This window comes from Paraburkholderia caffeinitolerans (assembly GCF_902859945.1).
Classification (GTDB): domain Bacteria; phylum Pseudomonadota; class Gammaproteobacteria; order Burkholderiales; family Burkholderiaceae; genus Paraburkholderia; species Paraburkholderia caffeinitolerans.
Genome location: NZ_CADIKL010000025.1, coordinates 1 through 19,703, shown reverse-complemented (window position 1 = coordinate 19,703; position 19,703 = coordinate 1). Strand labels below are relative to the sequence as shown.

Here is a 19,703-nt window from a genome sequence, read left to right as displayed (position 1 = left end):
GTTGCCTCCCAATGTGCATGCATTAAATATAGCATCAGATGATGCTAGTTTCGATGCGTCCATAGGCGATCCTGTCGTTGGTTAGAGAAACATTGCTGAAAAGCAAAAACGCCCTGACGCATCGCAGCGCCAGGGCGTTTTTTTCAATCAGCGCAAACCGCGCGCTGCTTAAAGCCGCTTTAAAACCGCACCTTAAAACGCATCTCCCGGCACCCGCACCGACCCTTCCATCAGCACTCGCGCGCTGCGGCTCATGATGGCTTTCTTGACCACCCACTCGCCGTTTTCCTCGTGTGCCTCGGCGCCCACGCGCAGCGTGCCCGACGGATGCCCGAAACGCACAGCGTTGCGCTCGCCGCCGCCTGCCGCGAGATTCACGAGCGTGCCCGGAATGGCTGCCGCCGTGCCGATCGCCACCGCCGCCGTGCCCATCATGGCGTGGTGGAGCTTGCCCATCGACATTGCGCGCACCAGTAGATCGACGTCGCCGGCTTCCACGCGCTTGCCGCTCGACGCGGCATAGGCCTGCGGCTTCGCCACGAAGGCGATCTTGGGCGTGTGCTGGCGCGTGGCGATCTCGTCGAGGTTCTTGATGAGGCCCATGCGCAGCGCGCCGTGCGCGCGGATGGTCTCGAACTTCTTCAGCGCCTCGGCGTCGCCGTTGATGGCGTCCTGCAGTTCCATGCCGGTGTAGCCGATGGCCTCGGCGTTCACGAAGATCGTCGGAATGCCCGCGTTGATCATGGTGGCCTTGAGCGTGCCGACGCCCGGCACTTCGAGGTCGTCCACGAGCTGGCCGGTGGGGAACATCGCGCCGCCCGCGCCTTCTTCCTCGGCGGCGGGGTCGAGGAACTCGAGCTGCACTTCGGCGGCCGGAAAGGTCACGCCGTCGAGTTCGAAGTCGCCGGTTTCCTGCACCTCGCCGTTCGTGATGGGCACGTGCGCGACGATGGTTTTGCCGATGTTGGCTTGCCAGATGCGCACGGTGGCCGTGCCGTTGGCCGGAATGCGGCTCGGGTCGACGAGGCCGCCGCTGATGGCGAACGGACCCACGGCGGCCGAGAGGTTGCCGCAGTTGCCGCTCCAGTCGACGAACGCTTTGTCGATGGCGACCTGGCCGAACAGATAGTCGACGTCATGATCGGGCTTGCTGCTTTTAGCGACGATCACGGTCTTGCTGGTGCTGGAGGTGGCGCCGCCCATGCCGTCGATCTGCTTGCCGTAGGGGTCGGGGCTGCCGATCACGCGCATGAGCAGCTTGTCGCGCGCCTCGCCCGGCTTTTGCGCGGCTTCGGGCAGATCCTGGAGGCGGAAGAACACGCCTTTACTGGTGCCACCGCGAATGTAGGTGGCGGGGATCTTGATCTGGGGAATATGACTCATAGAAATTCCGTGTCGATAAAAGTCCGCGATCGCCCCTCTCCCTGAGGGAGAGGGGCCGGGGGAGAGGGGGAGCGAGGAGAGCGCCCTTTGGCGAGTTCATTGAGAACTGCCTCGAGCACCCCTTCGATGTTCAGCAATATCTCGTCGTTCCAGAAGCGCAGTACGGTGAAGCCCTGGCTCTGCAACCAGGCATCGCGTACCGCGTCGCCGGCGCTGCCGTTGTGCTGCCCGCCATCGGCCTCGATGACCAGGCGCGCACCGAAATGCACGAAGTCCACGATATAGGGGCCTATGGGTTGCTGCCTGCGGAATTTATGGCCGCATAGGCGGTGGGCGCGGAGGTGGCGCCACAGCAGCTGTTCCGCGTCTGTCATGTTTTTACGCAGAAGTCTGGCGCGGTGGATTTGATGCGGTGTCGGCACCTCTATCCCTCTCCCCAACCCCTCTCCCCCAAGGGGGAGAGGGGCTTTTAGGTCACGCTGCCTGGGATGACTCCAGGAAGTCTTGCGCGAAGCGCTGCAGCACGCCGCCCGCTTCGTAGATCGAGACTTCCTCCGCCGTGTCCAGGCGGCAGGTGACCGGCACTTCCACACGCTCGCCGTTTTTGCGCTGAATCACGAGCGTCAGATCCGCGCGCGGCGTGCGCTCGCCAATCACGTCGTACGTTTCCGTACCGTCGATGCCGAGCGTCGTGCGGTTCGTGCCCGCCTTGAACTCCAGCGGCAGCACGCCCATGCCGATCAGGTTGGTGCGGTGAATGCGCTCGAAGCCTTCCGCCACGATCACTTCCACGCCCGCGAGACGCACGCCCTTGGCCGCCCAGTCGCGCGACGAGCCCTGGCCGTAGTCCGCACCGGCCACGATGATGAGCGGCTGCTTGCGTTCCATGTAGGTCTCGATGGCCTCCCACATGCGCGTGACCTTGCCTTCCGGCTCGATGCGCGTGAGCGAGCCCTTCTTCACGGCGCCGTCCACCACGGCCATCTCGTTGATGAGCGTGGGGTTCGCAAAGGTTGCGCGCTGCGCCGTGAGGTGGTCGCCGCGGTGCGTTGCGTACGAGTTGAAGTCCTCTTCGGGCAAGCCCATTTTCGCGAGGTATTCGCCCGCCGCGCTGTTCGCCAGGATCGCGTTCGAGGGCGACAGGTGATCGGTCGTGATGTTGTCGCCGAGCACGGCGAGCGGGCGCAGGCCCTGCAACGTGCGCTCGCCCGCAAGCGCGCCTTCCCAGTACGGCGGACGGCGGATGTAGGTGCTTTGCGCGCGCCAGTCGTAGAGCGGGTCGGTGGTCTCGCCGCTGGCGGCCGTGACCGCGAACATGGGTTCGTAGACCTTGCGGAACTGCTCCGGCTTCACGCTTTGCGCGACGATGGCGTCGATCTCTTCGTCGCTCGGCCAGATGTCCTTCAGGTACACCGGCTTGCCGTTCGGGTCCGTGCCCAGCGAATCCTGCTCGATATCGAAACGGATCGTGCCTGCAATCGCGTACGCGACCACGAGCGGCGGCGAGGCGAGGAACGCCTGCTTCGCATACGGATGGATGCGGCCGTCGAAGTTGCGGTTGCCCGAGAGCACGGCGGTCGAGTACAGGTCGCGGTCGATGATCTCCTGCTGGATCTTCGGATCGAGCGCGCCCGACATGCCGTTACAGGTGGTGCACGCGAACGCCACGATGCCGAAGCCCAGCTTTTCCAGTTCGGGCAGCAGCTTCGCGTCTTCCAGATACAGCTCGACCGCCTTCGATCCCGGCGCGAGCGAGCTCTTCACCCACGGCTTGCGCGTGAGGCCGCGCGCGTTCGCATTGCGCGCGAGCAGCGCGGCAGCGATCACGTTGCGCGGATTGCTGGTGTTCGTGCAGCTCGTGATGGCGGCGATGACGACCGCGCCGTCAGGCATCTGGCCCGGCGTTTCTTCCCACTTGCCCGCGATGCCGCGCTCGGCCAGCGCCGAGGTGGGCAGGCGCTTGTGCGGGTTCGACGGGCCGGCCATGTTGCGCACGACGCTCGACAGATCGAACGTCAGCGTGCGTTCGTACTGGGCGTTGGCGAGCGTGTCGGCCCACAGGCCGCCCGTCTTCGCATACGTTTGAACGAGCTTGACCTGCTCTTCTTCGCGGCCCGTGAGGCGCAGATAGTCGAGCGTCTGGTCGTCGATGAAGAACATCGCAGCCGTGGCGCCGTACTCGGGCGCCATGTTCGAGATGGTCGCGCGGTCGCCGAGCGTGAGGCTCGACGCGCCCGCGCCACGGAATTCCAGATACGCGCCCACGACCTTTTCCTTGCGCAGGAATTCGGTGAGGGCGAGCACGATGTCGGTGGCGGTAATGCCGGGCTGGCGCTTGCCGGTGAGCTCCACGCCGACGATGTCGGGCAGGCGCATCCACGAGGCGCGGCCGAGCATGACGTTCTCGGCTTCGAGTCCGCCCACGCCGATGGCGATCACGCCGAGCGCGTCCACGTGCGGCGTGTGGCTGTCCGTGCCCACGCAGGTGTCGGGGAACGCCACGCCGTCGCGCGCCTGGATCACGGGCGACATCTTCTCCAGATTGATCTGGTGCATGATGCCGTTGCCCGGAGGAATCACGTCGACGTTCTTGAACGCCTTCTTGGTCCAGTTGATGAAGTCGAAGCGGTCAACGTTGCGACGGTCTTCGATCGCGCGGTTCTTGTTGAACGCGTCCGGGTCGAAGCCGCCGCATTCCACTGCGAGCGAGTGGTCGACGATCAGCTGCACCGGCACGACCGGGTTCACCTTGGCGGGGTCGCCGCCCTGGTCCGCGATGGCGTCGCGCAGGCCGGCGAGGTCCACGAGCGCGGTCTGGCCGAGGATGTCGTGGCAGACCACGCGTGCGGGGAACCACGGAAAGTCGAGGTCGCGCTTGCGCTCGATGAGCTGCTTGAGCGAATCGGTGAGGGTGGCCGGGTCGCAGCGGCGCACGAGGTTTTCGGCGAGCACGCGCGAGGTGTAGGGCAACGTGTCCCAGGCGCCGGGCTGGATGGCCTCGACGGCTTCGCGCGCGTCGAAGTAATCGAGCCGGGTGCCGGGTAGGGGCTTGCGGTAGGCGGTATTCACGGCTGTGGGGACCAATGATGTAGTGGGGTTGCGGCGGGCACGCGCGCCGTGAGCGATGGGCTCACTCTACGCGCACGTGCGGCCGTCTCCCAGTCTGCCGGACGGACTATGCGGTTCGGCAGACTGGCGTGCCTCGATCAGCGCTTGCCGATCGGCGTGAACTTCAGATTTTCCGGACCCGTGTAATTGGCGCTCGGGCGGATGATCTTGTTGTCGATGCGCTGCTCGATGATGTGCGCGGCCCAGCCTGCCGTGCGCGAGATCACGAACAGCGGCGTGAACATCGCCGTCGGCACGCCCATCATGTGGTACGACACCGCGCTGAACCAGTCGAGGTTCGGGAACATCTTCTTGATTTCCCACATCGTCGATTCGAGGCGCTCGGCGATGTCGAACAGCTTCAGGTTCGACTGCTCCTTCGAGAGCTTCTTCGCGACTTCCTTGATCACCTTGTTGCGCGGGTCCGAGATCGTGTAGACCGGGTGGCCGAAGCCGATCACGACTTCCTTCGCTTCCACGCGGCGGCGGATGTCCGCTTCCGCCAGGTCGGGCGTGTCGTAGCGCGACTGAATCTCGAACGCGACTTCATTCGCGCCGCCGTGCTTCGGGCCGCGCAGCGCGCCGATCGCGCCGGTGATGGCCGAGTACATGTCCGAGCCCGTGCCGGCGATCACGCGGCCGGTGAAGGTCGAAGCGTTGAACTCGTGCTCCGCGTAGAGGTTCAGCGAAACGTGCATCGCGTCGACCCACGACTTCGACGGCTCGCGGCCATGCAGCAGGTGCAGGAAGTGGCCGCCGATCGAGTCGTCGTCGGTTTCCACTTCGATGCGCTTGCCGTTGTGCGAATAGTGGTACCAGTACAGCAGCATCGAGCCGAGCGAGGCCATCAGGCGGTCGGCGATGTCGCGCGCGCCGGGCAGGTTGTGGTCGTCCTTCTCCGGCAGCACCGTGCCGAGCACCGAAACGCCCGTGCGCATCACGTCCATCGGGTGCGCCGAAGCGGGCACCCATTCGAGCGCCGCCTTCACGTTCGCGGGCAGGCCGCGCAGCGCCTTGAGCTTGGTCTTGTAGGCCGCGAGCTCAGCGATGTTCGGCAGCTTGCCGTGCACCAGCAGGTAAGCGACTTCTTCGAATTCGCACGCGGTGGCGAGATCGAGAATGTCGTAGCCGCGGTAGTGCAGGTCGTTGCCGGTGCGGCCCACGGTGCACAGCGCGGTGTTGCCGGCGGTCACGCCGGACAGCGCGACGGACTTCTTCGGCTTGAAGCCGCCCGCGGCTTGCGTGGTGTTGTCGGTTTCGCTCATGGTGTCGTCCTTTCTCTCTCTAATTGGGGTGAGGGTATGAAGATTGCGCGGCGTTACTTCTTCGCGGCGAAGAGCGCGTCGAGCTTGTCTTCATACGCGTGATAGCCGAGGTACTTGTAGAGGTCCTCGCGCGATTGCATCGTCGAAACGGCGGCCTTTTGCGTGCCGTCGCGCTTGACCGTCTCGTAGAAGTTCAGCGCTGCCGCGTTCATCGCGCGGTACGCGCCGCAGCAGTAGAGCGCGATGTCCACGTTGGCGCTCTTCAGTTCTTCGGTCGTGAAGAACGGCGTCGAGCCAAACTCGGTCAGGTTCGCGAGGATCGGCACGTTCACGGCTGCGCGGAAACGGCGGTAGTCGTCGAGCGTCTTCATGGCTTCGGGGAAAATCATGTCGGCGCCCGCTTCCACGTAGGCGACCGCGCGCTCGATGGCGGCGTCGATGCCTTCCGCGGCCGCTGCGTCGGTGCGGGCCATGATCACGAAGCCATCGTCGGTGCGCGCGTCAACGGCGGCCTTCACGCGGTCCACCATTTCGTCGATCGAGACGACTTCCTTGCCCGGGCGATGGCCGCAGCGCTTCTGGCCCACCTGGTCTTCGAGGTGCACCGCAGCGACGCCTGCCTTGATGAACGACTTGATCGTGCGTGCGATGTTGAAGGCGCCGCCCCAGCCCGTGTCGATGTCGACCATCAGCGGGATGTCCACGGCGTCGGTGATGCGGCGCGCATCGATCAGCACGTCGTCCATGGTGCTGATGCCGAGATCCGGCACGCCGAGCGAGTTGGCGGCCACGCCGCCGCCCGAGAGGTACACGGCCTTGAAGCCGGTCTGCTCGGCGAGCTTGGCGGCATAGGCGGTGATGGCGCCCACGACCTGCAGCGGTTGTTCGGTAGCCACGGCCGCGCGGAATTTCGCGCCGGCGCTTGCGGGGAATTTGCTATTCATGTGTGCGAGTCTCCAAAGGAACGGGGCTCATACTGCAGATACCGTGCCAGCTTTGAGCAAGGCCGCTAATGCGTTGATTTTTCGTGGATAGCGTCCAAGGCGCCTTGCGCCCCAATTTCTTGTCTGAAATTGCAATTTCAAATCTGAAATCATCGCGCGATAATGAAATATCAAGCCGATGATGAACCGCCGCCCCATGAACCGCTTTCCCTCCGCTTCCGAATTTCGCCCGCGCGTCTGGGCCATGGGAATCAGCCGCCTGCGCGACCTGTTCCGCGACATCGCCGGCGAATACGAAGCGTTGGCCGACGTGCGCGTGGTCCCGCGCGGCTTCGAGGAAGCCTCGGCCGAAATCGCCGCGGCCGCGCCCCATCAGCGGCCCGACGTGGTCGTGGCGGCGGGCTCGAACGGCACCTGGCTGAAGGCGCGCATCGACTTGCCCGTGGTGCTGGTGCAGCCCACCGGCTTCGACGTGATGCAGGCGCTCGCGCGCGCGCGCCGCGAGGCCGACCTCGTCGCGCTCGTGACCTATGGCGAGACGCCCTCCGAAGTGCGGCGTTTCGCGAGCGCGTACGGCCTCGATGTCGTGTTCGCCTCCTACCGTACCGTGCAGGACGCCGAGGCCTGCGTGCTCGACCTGCGCGACCGGGGCGTGGGCGCGGTGGTGGGGCCGGGTCATGTGAACGACCTGGCGGCGCGGCTCGGGCTCGTGCCGTTTTTTGTCTACTCGCGCTCCTCGGTGCGGCTTGCCTTCGACAATGCGCTGGAGGTCGTGCAGGCCACGTGGCGCGAAACGCAGCGGCGCCAGCGCCTCGACAGCGTGCTCCAGCATCTGCGCGACGGCGTGGTGGCGCTCGACGCGAACGGCCGCGTGGAGGCGATCAACCAGCGCCTTGCCGCCGTGCTCGGCGTCGACCCGGCGGCGGCGGCGGGCCGCTCGCTCGAAGACCTCGCCCCCGACATCGCCTTCACGCTGCCCGATACCGACGGCGAGTCGCTCGAAACCGTGCGCGGCGTGAGCTACGTCGTGCATCGCGGGCCGCTCGTAGACAACGGCGTGGCCTCGGGCGCGGTGCTCACGTTCCAGGAGTCGCGAGCGGTGGAGCGGCTCGACCGCACCTTGCGTTCGCGCCAGCGCACCCAGCAATTCGTGGCGCGCTACCGGCTTGGCGACCTGAGCGGCGCGACGCCGGGCATCGTGCGCGTGCGCGAACTCGCGCAGCGCTACGCGCGCTCGGACGCCACCGTGCTGATCCGCGGCGAAAGCGGCACCGGCAAGGAGATGGTCGCGCAGGGTATCCACCGTGAGAGCGCGCGGCGCGATTTCCCGTTCGTGGCGATCAACTGCGGGGCGTTTCCCGAGACGCTGCTGGAGAGCGAGCTGTTCGGCTACGAGGAGGGCGCGTTCACGGGCGCGCGGCGCGGCGGCAAGGTCGGGCTGATCGAGGCGGCGCATCGCGGCACGCTGTTTCTCGACGAAATCGGCGAGATGCCGCTGCCGCTGCAAAGCCGCCTGCTGCGCGTGCTGCAGGAGCGCGAGGTGGTGCGTCTCGGTGCAACCGAGCCTACGCGCGTGGACGTGCGCGTGGTGGCGGCCACGCACCGCGCGCTCACCGAGCAGATCGACTCGGGCGAATTCCGCGCGGACCTGTTTTATCGGCTGAACATTCTGAACCTGGCGATTCCGCCGCTGCGCGAGCGCGGCGCCGACATCGTGCCGCTCGCCGCCGAGTTGCTGCTACAGTCGGCGCGCCGCGAGCCGCGCGTGGCGCTGCGCATCCGCAGCCAGGACGACGCGACGCGCGCGCTCGCGCCGGTGGGCGACGCGCTCGGGCGTCATGCGTGGCCCGGCAACGTGCGCGAACTGCAGAACGTGGTGGAGCGGATGGTGGTGGAACTCGCGGATTCGGACGTGGATGTGCTCACGCCCGAGGTGCTGCGCGCGATCGCGCCGGAGGTGTTCGAGTGGCGCGGCGGCGCGGCGCGGGGGATGGCCATGCTCGCCGCTGGGGCGCTACACGATGCAGCGGACATGCAGGCGGCGCAGGCCGCTGCGGTCGATCTGGAGGCCGGCCTGGCCGGTCCGCTCACCTTGCGCGAGCGCAGCCTGCACGTGGAAGCCGACGAGATCCGCGCGGCGCTCGAAGCGAACGGCGGTGACCGCGACCGCGTGTGCGCGCAACTCGGCATCAGCAAGACGACGCTCTGGCGACGCCTGAATGCCGCGAAAGCCAAGCCGGGCGCGAATCACGCGGGCGAAGGAAACGGGGAAGGCGGTGCGGGGACGCGACGCAAACCGGCGCGCGAGACCTGACGCGAAAGAACGCAGAAGGGCGTGAAAGGGCGCGCAAGGACACGCCGCCCTCATCGCGCGCTCAGTTCTTGATGCCGTTCAGCAGCTTTGCAACCGCGCCGTGCAGATGCAGTACCTCGGGGCTCTTTTGCAGGAGCGCCTGATAGCGCTCGAAAAACTCCACCGATTCCTCGCCCGCGAAGAGCCCAGCCACGCCTTCGGCGGCGCCCACGCGGTCTTCGGATTTGGCGTCCTTGGCGTCGAGCGTTTCGTCGACGTTCGCAATCACGGTCGAGAGCGGCATCAGCCAGCGGAACTCCGGGCCGTTGATCAACACTTGCAGGAAGGCGGCTGGTGGCGTCGGCCCGAACTCGCGTTCGTACGCGGCGCGTTCGTGGTCGAGGATCGCCTTGTGCAGCGTAAGGAGCGGCTTGCGGATCTCGGAGAGGAACTGGATTGCGCGGGCTTCGTCCATCGTGGCGGCTCCTGGCTTGGGTTCGACATCGCGCGGCGCGCAAGGTGCGCGCCCATGGCGTCGATGGTAGCGCAACAGGACAGCGCGCGTGGCACTGATGCGGCGTGACCGAAGCCAGGCGGACGGGCACGCCTGGGGGCGCGGCGCTACACTCGGCCGGTTCCCGCAAGGCCGCGATCGCGCCTCGGATCGCCCCGGATCGATCGACGGCAATCGACGGCAACCCGCAATTCCCGCATCGGAGGACCGCTACATGCCGACCGCAGTCAGCAAAGTCGCCCGCAATGCCAGCCACTTCAGCACGCCTTCCGGCGACGCGCGCGCGGCGCTGCCCATCGTGCCGCTGCGCCGGGAGGACCTGCCCATCGACACGGTCGAGCTTGCACGCTTCATGGTCGGCAAGTATCTCGTCCGCGACTCCGACGAAGGGCGCATCGCGGGCCGCCTCGTCGAGGTGGAAGCGTATCCGCTCGGCGACTCGACGAGCCACGCATTCATCGGGCGGCGCGCCTGGAACGCGTCGATGTTCCTCGCGCGCGGGCATGCGTATATCCGGCTCACTTACGGCAGTGCCTACATGCTCAACATGTCGAGCGAAGCCGAAGAGGTGGGCGCGGGCGTGCTGTTTCGCGCCGTGGAGCCGCTCGAAGGATTGGCGGCGATGGCGCACCGCCGCCGCGGCGCGCCGCTGCGCGATCTCGCGCGTGGGCCGGGGCGACTCACGCAGGCTTACGGCATCGGCCAGTCATTCGACGGCTTCGATCTTTGCGGCGGGCAAGGGCTGTGGATCGGTCGGCTAGACGCAGCTGCGCCCGACGCGATGGTGCAAAACGGCGCGACGCGGGAACCGGACCGGACCACGAGCGTGACGACGCGCATCGGTCTATCGCGCGAAACGCATCGGCTACTGCGCTTTTACGAGACGGGCAGCCGCTTTGTCAGCGGGCCTCGCAAGCTGCTGGCGGACGGCGTTTGAGGCCGAGGCTCGAAGACGATTCATGTGCATATTGCATTGTTGCCCTGTACGGAACTGTATTTTAGAGAAATAGGTATTTGCCCTTATCTCCTGTCTTAATAAACTTGAAATCGTTGGCTCGCGGCAAGGCGCTGCCGGCCGGCGCAGAACAAGCTATGGAGGTAAGTGATCATGAAGACCCGTACTCTGATTCAAGCCGCAGTTGTCGCCGCCCTCGTTGCCGCTCCGGCGCTGTCGTTCGCGCAGGATTCGAGCACCGCACCCAAGACTCGCGCCGAAGTGCGCCAGGAATTGATCCAGCTCGAGCAGGCCGGCTATAACCCGGCAACCGCCAACGACTCGACGTATCCGCAAGACATCCAGGCCGCGCAAGCGCGCGTTTCGCAGCAAGAAGGCATGGCCCAGGCGCAATTGCCGGTAGCCGACACCGGCTATGGCGGCGCGCCGATGGGCACGATGCAATCGGGTCAGCCCGCGCCACGCATGGCGCCGTCGCCGGCCAACTCGATTTATTTCGGTAACTGATTCAGGCGCCCAGACGCCGCGCGCAGGCCAGCCAGACGGGCGACGCCCGCCTGACTGACCGGCTTGCCGGTTCGCAAGCCAGCGCACGATTTTTCATGCGTGAAACCTCCGCCGCCGCAAGGTGGCTTCGCCCAACCCGCTCGGGATTGGGCGTTTTTTGCTGGCTGCCGCCTGAGGGTATTTCGGCGAGGGCGGGTGCTCAGGTGCCCGCGCCGCCCGTGATGTAATGCTCCAGCTGCGAGATCGTGAACTGCTGCTCGGCGATGATGTCCTTCACGAGGTCGCCGATCGACACCATGCCCACGAGCTTGCCGTCGGCCATGACGGGAAGGTGACGCATGCGCCGCTCGGTCATGAGCGCCATGCAGTCGTAGGTGGTCTGGTCGAGCTGCACGAAGCGCACGTGCGGACTCATGATGTCGCGCACAGCGGTCGTTTTGGACGAGCGGTCCATCAGCACGATCTTGCGCGCATAATCGCGCTCGGTCACGATGCCGACGATCGAGTCGCCGTCGGTGACCACCAGCGCGCCGATCTGCTTGTCGGCCATCAGGCGGATGGCGTTGAACACGGAATCGCTGGCGCCAATCGTATGGACCACCTGCTCCGACTTGGATTTGAGTACTTGGGCAACGCTCGTCATAGGGCGACTCCTGTTCGTCCTTCGTGTGGTTCGGACATTGCGTGGTGTGGCACGAGCGGGGTATGCGCTGCCCGTGACCGTTCAGTCAGCCATCTCAGTAAGCCATGAAAGCCATACCAGTATAGGCCGATGGGCGTGAGCGCGGCACCTGGATATGCACCCGATTTTGGGTCCGATGGCACACAGCGGGCACACGGCGCCGGGGGGAGGCGGGGCGGGATGGGCCAAATGGCGGTACACTCCGGTTCCAAACTTCAATCCGGCCTTGGGCCGGTTTATGCCAGTCATTTGTTCCAGATCATGCCTACGCCCCATGAGCCGTCCTGCGCGGATGGCGATAACGCCAACGAATGCGTCGTGCTTGACGCGGTCGCCACGCTGCCTACCCGTTATGGCACGTTCGAGTCTTATGTCTACCGGGTCAAGGACGGCGGCGCCGAGCACGTCGCGCTCGTGATGGGCGACGTGGGCGCCGGCGAGCCCGTGCTCGCGCGCCTGCACTCCGAATGCCTGACCGGCGACGTGTTCGGCTCGTACCGCTGCGACTGCGGCGAGCAGCTCGACCTCGCGCTGCGCTACATCGCGGCCGAGGGGCGCGGCGTGCTGCTGTATCTGCGCGGCCACGAAGGCCGGGGAATCGGCTTGTCGAACAAGATCCGCGCTTACCAGCTGCAGCAGCAGGGCCGCGACACCGTCGAGGCGAATCTCGACCTCGGCCTGCCCGACGACGCGCGCGAATACGATTCGGCGGCGGCTATCCTGCGCCTCTTGAAGGTCACCTCGGTGCGGTTGATGAGCAACAATCCCAAGAAGTTCGACACGCTTTCGAAGCACGGCATCCCCGTGATCGAGCGCGTCGCGCTGGCGATCCCGATGCGCGAGGAAAACGAACGCTATATCCGCACCAAGCAGGTCAAGTTCGGGCATTACTTCGAGGAGAACGAGTAGTCAGATTGACATTCGGATGAACGCTGGTATCTGCGCTTAGGTTATTGAAAAATAAGCGATTTTTAGAATTTCGTGGCGTGATTGCAGCTGCCCCTTCGCATATCCGAAAAAATAATGAACGAATGAAAGAAAAGTAATATTCGGCTTGATGAGGAGCGGTCGGATTTGCTGGGTTTAAATATAAGTAATTGATTTTAAAATGCGTTCTGTTGGATGCCAAGCACTGGGTTAGTTAGCCTCCGCTCACCTTTCTCTGTTTGAGTCGGCTATGCCGGCGTAGGTTTTTTCCCGTGTTGGGAGAGAACCTACGCCATATGTCTTTCTCCGCAAAAAACCTACGCCGGGAATCGACAACCCTTCGTGCATCGCCGCGATGCCACCGGCCCGAAAGAGTGATCTGATCGCCACGCTTCTCGACATGGACCAGTTCAATGAACTCGCGTCGCGCTTGAGTTTGACTTTAACCACCTGGCGCTATGCAAATGCGCTTGCGCCCCGCTGGCCTGACGCCTTTAGTGTTTTTGCACAGACTTGTGCTTCCGAAAGGCCGAGTTTTCGATTCCATTTCGGTCGTACTCACTCGCACGTTTGCATTGGTCAAGCGGCGAAATAGCGCTCTATAAAGATAGGAATACTTATCTTCATATGCGTGTTACGTTGCACATTTTCGAGGAAAACTTCGTCCTTCCGGCGCGCTCGAGGGCTGTGTCGCATTAAGCGCTGCGGTAAAATCGGCAGGCCGACACAGCTGACGAACACGATGGCCAAGATCAAGAAGACACCACGTAAGACGCTGCCCGATGGCATTGGGAATGTGCTGAAGCGGCTGCATTATCCGCTTGACGTGATTCTGCTGTGCGTGCGCTGGTATGTGGCGTATTCGTTGAGCCTGCGCAACCTCGAAGAGATGGTGCTGGAGCGTGGAATCGAGGTGGATCATTCGAGCGTGCACCGCTGGGTCATCAAAGTACTGCCGGTATTTGAAAAGGCATTTCGCCGCCGAAAGCGCCCGGTGGGCAAGAGTTGGCGAGTCGATGAGACCTACGTCAAAGTCAAGGGTCAATGGAAGTATTTGTACCGCGCCGTCGACAAAGAGGGCAATACGGTTGACTTCCTGCTGCGAGCCCATCGTGACAAGGCGGCTGCGCTTCGTTATTTCAGGAAGGCGATAGACCAGAACGGTGAGCCCGAAACGATTACGGTGGATAAGAGCGGCGCCAATCTGGCCGCGCTCGAAGCGCTTAACGGCGAACGGCCAACGCCGATTAAGGTCCGGCAGAACAAGTATCTGAACAACATCATTGAGCAGGACCACCGGGCCGTCAAACGCATCATCAAACCGATGATGGGGTTCAAGGATTTCCGGTGCGCGTGCATCATCCTGTCCGGTATCGAAATCATGCACATGATCCGAAAGGGGCAGATGCGTGACGATGGCATCGCTGAGACTGCGACCGATCAATTCCATTCTCTTGCGATGTAAGCAGTCCTGCTCATTGCGTGAGTTCGCTCATCCCAATTCCGTTATTGCGACACAGCCCTTTAATCCCCGCGCCCGAATCCATGCCTCAAGGCTCTGACGAGTCTGCTCCGTGATCTCGAACTGAACCGGCCGTTGCGTGTTCTGCTGCATTACCATTGCCAGCGATCCCACGTGGGCGCCTTGGCAGACGTCTTGCACCTGCAGCCGCGTCAGATCGCATACCCGAAGTTTGCTATCAATTGCGAGATTGAACATAGCCCGCTCGCGAATTTTCGAAGGTATCTGGAGCCGGGTGCGAATCGCCCAGATTTCCGGAAGCTTCAATCGATCTGTCAATACTTCAAGTTGGTCGCCGCTTGGCCTAGCATGATCAATGTGCCCACAGATCACGGCAGGGTCGGAAGGACGCTAAATATGGATCCCTCAATGAAGGACTGGCGACTTAAGTGGACCAGGCCGAGCACGCGTCTGAGAGCCCCCCGCGCTGCCGCCATCGCCGGCATCGTATTTTCTGTCTTGCTAATTACCACTCTTCTGCTGATACGGCGTACTGTTCCGGTACTTCCTTTAGAAGCGGGCGAGTGGCTTCGAGAAAGATCTGGCACCGTATTTTTTGCGGTCAACCTGGTGCCGTTCGCTGGCATTGCCTTTCTCTGGTTCATTGGCGTGCTGCGGGATCGTCTCGGAGACTACGAGGATCACTTCTTCGCTACGGTGTTCATGGGGAGCGGCCTGTTGTTCCTGGCGATGTTGTTTGCCGCGACCGCGTTCGTCGGCGGGATTGTGGTCGCGTATCGCATTGAGTTCGATCGACTTCCCGGTTCGGCCACGTTCACCGTCGCGCGCGCGGTTGCCTACGAACTCACGAATGTTTACGCGGTTCGCATGGCCGCAGTATTCACGATGGCTACCTGTACACTTGCTCTACGTACCGGCTTTGTTTCGCGCTGGATAGCGTTTGTTGGATACGCCGCCGCACTCGCGTTGCTCTTTGCTGGCCGCCACATAGATTGGATCATGCTTGTTTTCCCGATCTGGGTTCTCCTCCTCAGCCTGCACATCCTGTTCGACAATTTCGGCTTATCGTCGAAAGTCGGCGCGAGTGATCGTGACAAGAAAGGCGATGCTTGATTCGTTGACCCGGGGGAACGCCGGCGGCAGACTGACCAATGGATTTAAATTGCAAGCGTACTAGACTATTTGATACGCGAAGAGCGTTGAAATTGAGTCGGTGCGTTTGTCAGTTGTTAATTAAAATCGGAGCGCGTCATGTCGAAAATGGTACCCGCGCTAGCCGCGATTTCTGGATTGGCAATCCTCGTGGCATGTACGACTAGTGGTCAGATGAGCGACAGTGCCACGCCGCCATCCACAGCGGCTCAGTCGTCGCAAGCGGCGACGCCAGCGATGGCGCCGGCGCCGCAGACACAGGGGACGAGCGCGAAACTCATGCTTGACGCTGACTCTCAAGCGGCCTTGTCTAGCCTTGCATCAACCCATCCCCAGATGGGCGCCTTGGCGCGCAAAGCGAAGGCAGTGCTGGTATTTCCAAGTGTGGTGCGGGCCGGCTTTCTTGCCGGCGTTTCGCATGGCAGTGGCGAACTAATCGAGAATGGCAAGATCACGGGGTATTACGCCACGACGTCGATGTCCTACGGCTTCCAGGCAGGCGTTCAGCAATACGCGTATGTCATGCTATTCATGACTGACGCCGCGCTAAATAATCTTAAAACAAGCAGTGATTTCGAGATCGGTGTCGGACCAACGGTAGTCGTGGTCGATGAGGGAACCGCAAAAAACCTTAACACCGAAACGGCGCAGTCAGACGTATATGCAATGATTTTCAATCAGCAGGGTTTGATGGCCGGAACCGCGTTACGAGGAACAAAGATATCTCGTATCAGTCCATGATGGTTGGGCAGACGAAGAGGTCGTCGCGACGGTTGGCCCCGCGTTATTCGCGCCTTTCCGGTCATTCCGACCATCCGCGAGATGGCGATCCATGTTGATCGTCCTGGTCCAGAAACGACGAGAGACCTCGCGACTGCCTCCCCTGCCTGGATATCGGACCAAAGTCCCATTGTGTTTCACCCGGGTGGCGGCCAGACTTGAGCGAAGGTGGCCACGGAAGCCATTTTGGCTCGCGATCCGCTGACAACGGGCACGAGCGAGCCGGCGGCTGAATGGGACGTTGCCTGGCGACGCGCACGTTCGCGCGCTGCGCACCTCTGCCGCTCCCGTGAACTCCTGAGTCAGACGAATGACGATGCGCCGCGCGCCCGATCCGTCGTATGTCTGAACATCGAGGAGCAGGTGAAAGGTGCAGACACCATGATAGATATGTATTCGGCGAGTTCATCGACCGTCAGCCTGACGTTCAATGTTTTCTTCGAAATCGGTTCAAATCCTGAACCCATGGAGGCGGGCGCGCAGAACCGTTTGCGCGTCGTGTTGCCACGACCGTCACGGGAGGTTCGGTCCCAGGGCATTCAGGTCCAGAGGAAGTCGAGCGCATTCATTGCTGCACTGGTGCCGCCATGACTCACGGGAAACTCATCGCCTGTCACGAATGCGATCTCCTGCAGCGCGAGGTGCCCGTGCCGGAGCGCGGAGCCCTGCGATGCCGGCGCTGCCGCGCCCAGCTTTACCGCGAACTCCCCAACAGTCTCGACCGGGCGCTCGCGTTTTCTCTCGCCGCGGTTGTACTCTTCGCGGTCTCGAATCTCTATCCGATCGTCGGCCTGTCGGTCAGTGGGACTGTCGTCGAAACAACGCTGCTGGGCGCAGTGGAGGTACTGTATCTGGATGGGAAATGGCCGATCGCGGGCCTCGTGTTTATTACGACGGTCCTGATGCCGATCTTGCAGACCGCAAGCATGCTGTGGTTGCTGATCCCACTGAAATGCAACCGCGCGCCGTGGGGTGGTCCGGCCATCTTTCGGCTCTTCCGCTTTTGCCAGCCATGGGGGATGACCGAGGTCCTGATCCTCGGCTTGCTCGTCGCGCTTGTGAAGTTATCCGCGATTGCGGGCGTGGTTGTGGGCCCTGCACTGTGGTCGTTCGCAGCCCTGATGTTCGTACTGGCGGCGGCTGGCGCCGCTTTCGATACGCGCAGTTTGTGGGCGCGCGTCGCCACCGTCGAGCACATCAACGCGCAGCCTGACCTGGACGAAGCGTCTTTGCACGGCTCGCTTACCGCAGCGCAATGCGGTCTCGCGCAGTGCCACGATTGCGGGCTGCTCGCCAGCGTACGGGCCAACGCCCACACGTTCGATTGTCCGCGCTGTGGTGCAGCGATGCATGTACGCAAACCCGCGAGCCTGTCTCGAACGTGGTCCTTCCTGGTTGCAGCGATGGTGATGTACATCCCGGCGAACATGTTGCCCGTGATGTACACGAACTCGCTCTTCGGGACCGAGAACGACACGATCCTCTCAGGCGTCGTGTACCTGTGGACATCGGGATCCTGGCCGCTTGCGATCGTCGTGTTCGTCGCGAGCATCGCTGTGCCGATGCTCAAGATCCTCGCGCTCGGCTACCTGACGATCTCCACGCAGATGCACTCGCGCTGGTACCCCATCGAGCGCATACGGATCTATCGGATGGTCGAGTTTGTGGGGCGCTGGTCGATGCTCGACATCTACGTGATCACGATGCTCGTCGCGCTCGTGCAGTTCCAGGCACTTGCGACAATACAGGCCGGCAATGCGGCGATTGCATTCGGTGCCGTGGTGGTGCTGACGATGTTTGCAGCAATGGCGTTCGATCCCCGCCTGATTTGGGACGAAGTGGAGCGCGATCATGCCAGGACCGGAGAAAACGCCTGATTTCCCCAATGCGGAAGCAACGCCGCGCTCACGCTGGCGTCTTCAGGTCGTCTGGCTCGTACCTGTCCTCGCGGTCCTGATTGGCGGATGGCTCGCTGTCAAGGCAGTCATCGAGAAGGGACCGACAATTACGATCAGTTTCCTGACCGCTGATGGTCTCGAAGCGGGAAAGACGAAAGTCAAGTTCAAGAACGTCGACATCGGGCTCGTCAAAACCATTACGCTCACGCCTGATCACGAGCGAGTCATCGCGACTGCGGATATCAATAAAAATGCGACGAACATGCTTGTGGACACCACGCGTTTCTGGGTCGTGCGCCCTCGTATATCCGGCGGAACGGTGTCCGGGATCGGCACGCTCCTGTCCGGTTCTTACATCGAAATGGATGTTGGAAAAACGAAAGCCGAGCGTCGCGAATTCGTAGGTCTCGAGACACCACCCGCGATCGCGAATGATGTGCCGGGGCGCGAATTCATTCTGAAAAGCACCAATATGGGCTCGCTCGACGTCGGTACGCCTGTTTATTTCCGAAGGCTGCAGGTCGGACAGATATCCGGCTACAAGCTCGATCCTGACGGGCACGGTGTGACGCTGAGGGTGTTTATCAACGCGCCGTACGACAAGTTCGTTCTTACGGACACGCGCTTCTGGCACGCGAGCGGTGTCGACGTAACAGTCGGCTCGGGTGGCATCCAGGTCAATACGCAATCGCTCGTGTCGATCATGATCGGCGGCGTGGCATTCGAGTCGCTGCCGAACGGGTTCGACGACGCCGTCGCCGCGACCGACTCGACCTACACGCTGTTCCCGGATCGGGCCGACGCGATGAAGGCGCACTATCACGTCGTCGTCAAGTACGTTGCCGACTTCACTGAATCGGTCAGGGGACTGACCGTGGGCGCGCCTGTAGACTTCCGCGGCATCGTGGTAGGTGAGGTGACAGCGATCTATACACGCTTCGATCCCAAAACACAGAAGTTCACTATCCCGGTGGAAATAGACCTGTATCCAGAGTTGTTCACGTCTCGCTATGAGGCCGGCGCGATCAGCGCCCCGGGTGGCCGCGTGTCCAACGATCCTCACGCGCTGGCGGATCGCCTCGTCGCAAGGGGACTGCGTCTTCAGCTTAAAACGGGCAATCTGCTAACAGGGCAATTGTACCTGGCCGCCGACTTCTTTCCTGACGCGCCAAAAGCCACTGTCAACTGGGCGTCATCGCCTCCAGAACTTCCGACGGTCCCTGGTAACCTGCAAAGGCTGCAGGACAACATCACGCAACTCGTGGCAAAGCTCAACACAATCCCGTTCGACGCGATTGGCAAGAACGCGCGAGAGACGCTAGCGAGCGCGAAGACGCTGCTCAACGATCTCGACACCATGATCGTCCCGCAGGCGCAGGGCACACTCGCCGCGGCCCATGCTGCGCTCGACTCGGCCAACAACGCGTTGCAGCCGGACTCTGCCCTGCAGCAGAACGCGACCGACATGATTCAGGAGCTTTCACGCACGGCTACGGCATTCCGCACGCTCGCCGACTATCTTGAGCGGCATCCGGAGGCGTTGATTCGTGGCAAGCAGCAGGAGACACACCCGTGACACGCGCACTAATATCGGTCGTTATCGCCCTGTTGGCCGTATCGCTTGGTGGCTGCTCCAGCTCGCCTGTGTCCAGCTTCTACCGGTTGAAGCCTGATACAACACTCACCGCCATGAGCACCGCAGTAAGCCCCCGGTAAAGTCATCTTGAATGAGTAAGGCTCGAAGGCGAGGATCGTGTCCATCTAAATTTTTAATGGACAGGTGTACACGATGGACGAGATCGAGGTGATGCA

Annotated in this window: 18 protein-coding genes and 1 pseudogene; 10 read left to right on the top strand and 9 right to left on the bottom strand. The window is 62.8% G+C overall.

The genetic code is table 11. The features are described from left to right. Positions 1-192: 192 nt before the first annotated feature. From prpF to HV773_RS22445, 6 genes are all read right to left on the bottom strand, one after another. Complete coding sequence (gene prpF / locus HV773_RS22470) at positions 193-1,383, bottom strand: 2-methylaconitate cis-trans isomerase PrpF (protein WP_175196738.1); 1,191 nt, start codon at positions 1,381-1,383, stop codon at positions 193-195. Continuing rightward, a complete protein-coding gene (locus HV773_RS22465) occupies positions 1,380-1,805 on the bottom strand; it encodes an endonuclease domain-containing protein (protein WP_246282361.1) in 426 nt (141 codons plus the stop codon). Before HV773_RS22465 ends, prpF begins: the two co-directional genes overlap by 4 nt. Positions 1,806-1,857: 52 nt before the next feature. Then, positions 1,858-4,452 carry a Fe/S-dependent 2-methylisocitrate dehydratase AcnD gene (gene acnD / locus HV773_RS22460; protein ID WP_175196737.1) on the bottom strand — a complete coding sequence of 865 codons (2,595 nt, stop codon included), beginning with the start codon at positions 4,450-4,452 and terminating at the stop codon, positions 1,858-1,860. 137 nt (positions 4,453-4,589) lie between these two features. Beyond that, entirely contained in the window at positions 4,590-5,756 is a 1,167-nt protein-coding gene (gene prpC, locus HV773_RS22455) for a bifunctional 2-methylcitrate synthase/citrate synthase (RefSeq protein ID WP_175196736.1), read from the bottom strand. Between the two features lie 53 nt (positions 5,757-5,809). After that, on the bottom strand, positions 5,810-6,700 hold the full coding sequence (gene prpB, locus HV773_RS22450; RefSeq protein WP_175196735.1) for a methylisocitrate lyase: 891 nt from the start codon (positions 6,698-6,700) through the stop codon (positions 5,810-5,812). Positions 6,701-6,727: 27 nt separating this feature from the next. Next, complete coding sequence (locus tag HV773_RS22445) at positions 6,728-6,946, bottom strand: hypothetical protein (RefSeq protein ID WP_175196723.1); 219 nt, start codon at positions 6,944-6,946, stop codon at positions 6,728-6,730. On the opposite strand from HV773_RS22445, the gene prpR reads away from it, so the two are divergent. Beyond that, entirely contained in the window at positions 6,897-9,014 is a 2,118-nt protein-coding gene (prpR, locus tag HV773_RS22440; RefSeq protein ID WP_175196734.1) for a propionate catabolism operon regulatory protein PrpR, read from the top strand. The genes HV773_RS22445 and prpR overlap by 50 nt on opposite strands. A 61-nt stretch (positions 9,015-9,075) precedes the next feature. On the opposite strand, the gene HV773_RS22435 is transcribed toward prpR, so the two are convergent. Continuing rightward, positions 9,076-9,468: a hypothetical protein gene (locus HV773_RS22435; protein WP_175196733.1), complete on the bottom strand. Its 393-nt coding sequence runs from the start codon at positions 9,466-9,468 to the stop codon at positions 9,076-9,078. Positions 9,469-9,721: 253 nt separating this feature from the next. On the opposite strand from HV773_RS22435, the gene HV773_RS22430 reads away from it, so the two are divergent. Together HV773_RS22430 and HV773_RS22425 are read left to right on the top strand one after the other, a co-directional pair. Beyond that, positions 9,722-10,444 carry a DNA-3-methyladenine glycosylase gene (locus HV773_RS22430; protein ID WP_175196732.1) on the top strand — a complete coding sequence of 241 codons (723 nt, stop codon included), beginning with the start codon at positions 9,722-9,724 and terminating at the stop codon, positions 10,442-10,444. A 171-nt stretch (positions 10,445-10,615) separates the two neighbouring features. Further along, a complete protein-coding gene (locus HV773_RS22425) occupies positions 10,616-10,969 on the top strand; it encodes a DUF4148 domain-containing protein (protein WP_175196731.1) in 354 nt (117 codons plus the stop codon). Between the two features lie 199 nt (positions 10,970-11,168). On the opposite strand, the gene HV773_RS22420 is transcribed toward HV773_RS22425, so the two are convergent. Further along, positions 11,169-11,612, bottom strand: a complete 444-nt coding sequence (locus tag HV773_RS22420) for a CBS domain-containing protein (RefSeq protein WP_175196730.1) — start codon at positions 11,610-11,612, stop codon at positions 11,169-11,171. A gap of 300 nt (positions 11,613-11,912) precedes the next feature. Here HV773_RS22420 and ribA point away from each other — a divergent pair, with 300 nt between their 5' ends. Together ribA and HV773_RS22410 are read left to right on the top strand one after the other, a co-directional pair. Beyond that, positions 11,913-12,560, top strand: a complete 648-nt coding sequence (ribA, locus tag HV773_RS22415; RefSeq protein WP_175196729.1) for a GTP cyclohydrolase II — start codon at positions 11,913-11,915, stop codon at positions 12,558-12,560. 760 nt (positions 12,561-13,320) lie between these two features. Continuing rightward, positions 13,321-14,043 (top strand): IS6 family transposase, encoded by a 723-nt coding sequence (locus tag HV773_RS22410; RefSeq protein WP_175196728.1) that lies wholly within the window; start codon positions 13,321-13,323, stop codon positions 14,041-14,043. A 57-nt stretch (positions 14,044-14,100) separates the two neighbouring features. On the opposite strand, the pseudogene HV773_RS36930 reads toward HV773_RS22410, so the two are convergent. Further along, positions 14,101-14,418, bottom strand: a pseudogene (locus tag HV773_RS36930) (site-specific integrase); the annotation flags it as partial. 51 nt (positions 14,419-14,469) lie between these two features. Here HV773_RS36930 and HV773_RS22405 point away from each other — a divergent pair. The 5 genes from HV773_RS22405 (at position 14,470) to HV773_RS22385 (ending at position 19,467) form a co-directional block, all read left to right on the top strand. Beyond that, complete coding sequence (locus HV773_RS22405; protein ID WP_246282360.1) at positions 14,470-15,174, top strand: hypothetical protein; 705 nt, start codon at positions 14,470-14,472, stop codon at positions 15,172-15,174. 138 nt (positions 15,175-15,312) lie between these two features. Beyond that, positions 15,313-15,954 (top strand): lipid-binding SYLF domain-containing protein, encoded by a 642-nt coding sequence (locus HV773_RS22400; RefSeq protein WP_217481929.1) that lies wholly within the window; start codon positions 15,313-15,315, stop codon positions 15,952-15,954. 207 nt (positions 15,955-16,161) lie between these two features. Continuing rightward, entirely contained in the window at positions 16,162-16,584 is a 423-nt protein-coding gene (locus HV773_RS22395; RefSeq protein WP_175196726.1) for a hypothetical protein, read from the top strand. Next, a complete protein-coding gene (locus HV773_RS22390; RefSeq protein ID WP_175196725.1) occupies positions 16,581-17,870 on the top strand; it encodes a paraquat-inducible protein A in 1,290 nt (429 codons plus the stop codon). Before HV773_RS22395 ends, HV773_RS22390 begins: the two co-directional genes overlap by 4 nt. Continuing rightward, positions 17,845-19,467: a PqiB family protein gene (locus HV773_RS22385; RefSeq protein ID WP_175196724.1), complete on the top strand. Its 1,623-nt coding sequence runs from the start codon at positions 17,845-17,847 to the stop codon at positions 19,465-19,467. The genes HV773_RS22390 and HV773_RS22385 overlap by 26 nt, the downstream gene beginning before the upstream one ends. Positions 19,468-19,703: the final 236 nt, after the last annotated feature.

Coding starts and splice junctions, on each gene's coding strand:
- prpF (WP_175196738.1), bottom strand. CDS start 1,383: ATGAGTCATATTCCCCAGATCAAGATCCCCGCCACCTACATTCGCGGT.
- prpC (WP_175196736.1), bottom strand. CDS start 5,756: ATGAGCGAAACCGACAACACCACGCAAGCCGCGGGCGGCTTCAAGCCG.
- prpB (WP_175196735.1), bottom strand. CDS start 6,700: ATGAATAGCAAATTCCCCGCAAGCGCCGGCGCGAAATTCCGCGCGGCC.
- prpR (WP_175196734.1), top strand. CDS start 6,897: ATGAACCGCTTTCCCTCCGCTTCCGAATTTCGCCCGCGCGTCTGGGCC.
- HV773_RS22445 (WP_175196723.1), bottom strand. CDS start 6,946: ATGGCCCAGACGCGCGGGCGAAATTCGGAAGCGGAGGGAAAGCGGTTC.
- HV773_RS22435 (WP_175196733.1), bottom strand. CDS start 9,468: ATGGACGAAGCCCGCGCAATCCAGTTCCTCTCCGAGATCCGCAAGCCG.
- HV773_RS22430 (WP_175196732.1), top strand. CDS start 9,722: ATGCCGACCGCAGTCAGCAAAGTCGCCCGCAATGCCAGCCACTTCAGC.
- HV773_RS22425 (WP_175196731.1), top strand. CDS start 10,616: ATGAAGACCCGTACTCTGATTCAAGCCGCAGTTGTCGCCGCCCTCGTT.
- HV773_RS22420 (WP_175196730.1), bottom strand. CDS start 11,612: ATGACGAGCGTTGCCCAAGTACTCAAATCCAAGTCGGAGCAGGTGGTC.
- ribA (WP_175196729.1), top strand. CDS start 11,913: ATGCCTACGCCCCATGAGCCGTCCTGCGCGGATGGCGATAACGCCAAC.
- HV773_RS22410 (WP_175196728.1), top strand. CDS start 13,321: ATGGCCAAGATCAAGAAGACACCACGTAAGACGCTGCCCGATGGCATT.
- HV773_RS22405 (WP_246282360.1), top strand. CDS start 14,470: ATGAAGGACTGGCGACTTAAGTGGACCAGGCCGAGCACGCGTCTGAGA.
- HV773_RS22400 (WP_217481929.1), top strand. CDS start 15,313: ATGTCGAAAATGGTACCCGCGCTAGCCGCGATTTCTGGATTGGCAATC.
- HV773_RS22390 (WP_175196725.1), top strand. CDS start 16,581: ATGACTCACGGGAAACTCATCGCCTGTCACGAATGCGATCTCCTGCAG.
- HV773_RS22385 (WP_175196724.1), top strand. CDS start 17,845: ATGCCAGGACCGGAGAAAACGCCTGATTTCCCCAATGCGGAAGCAACG.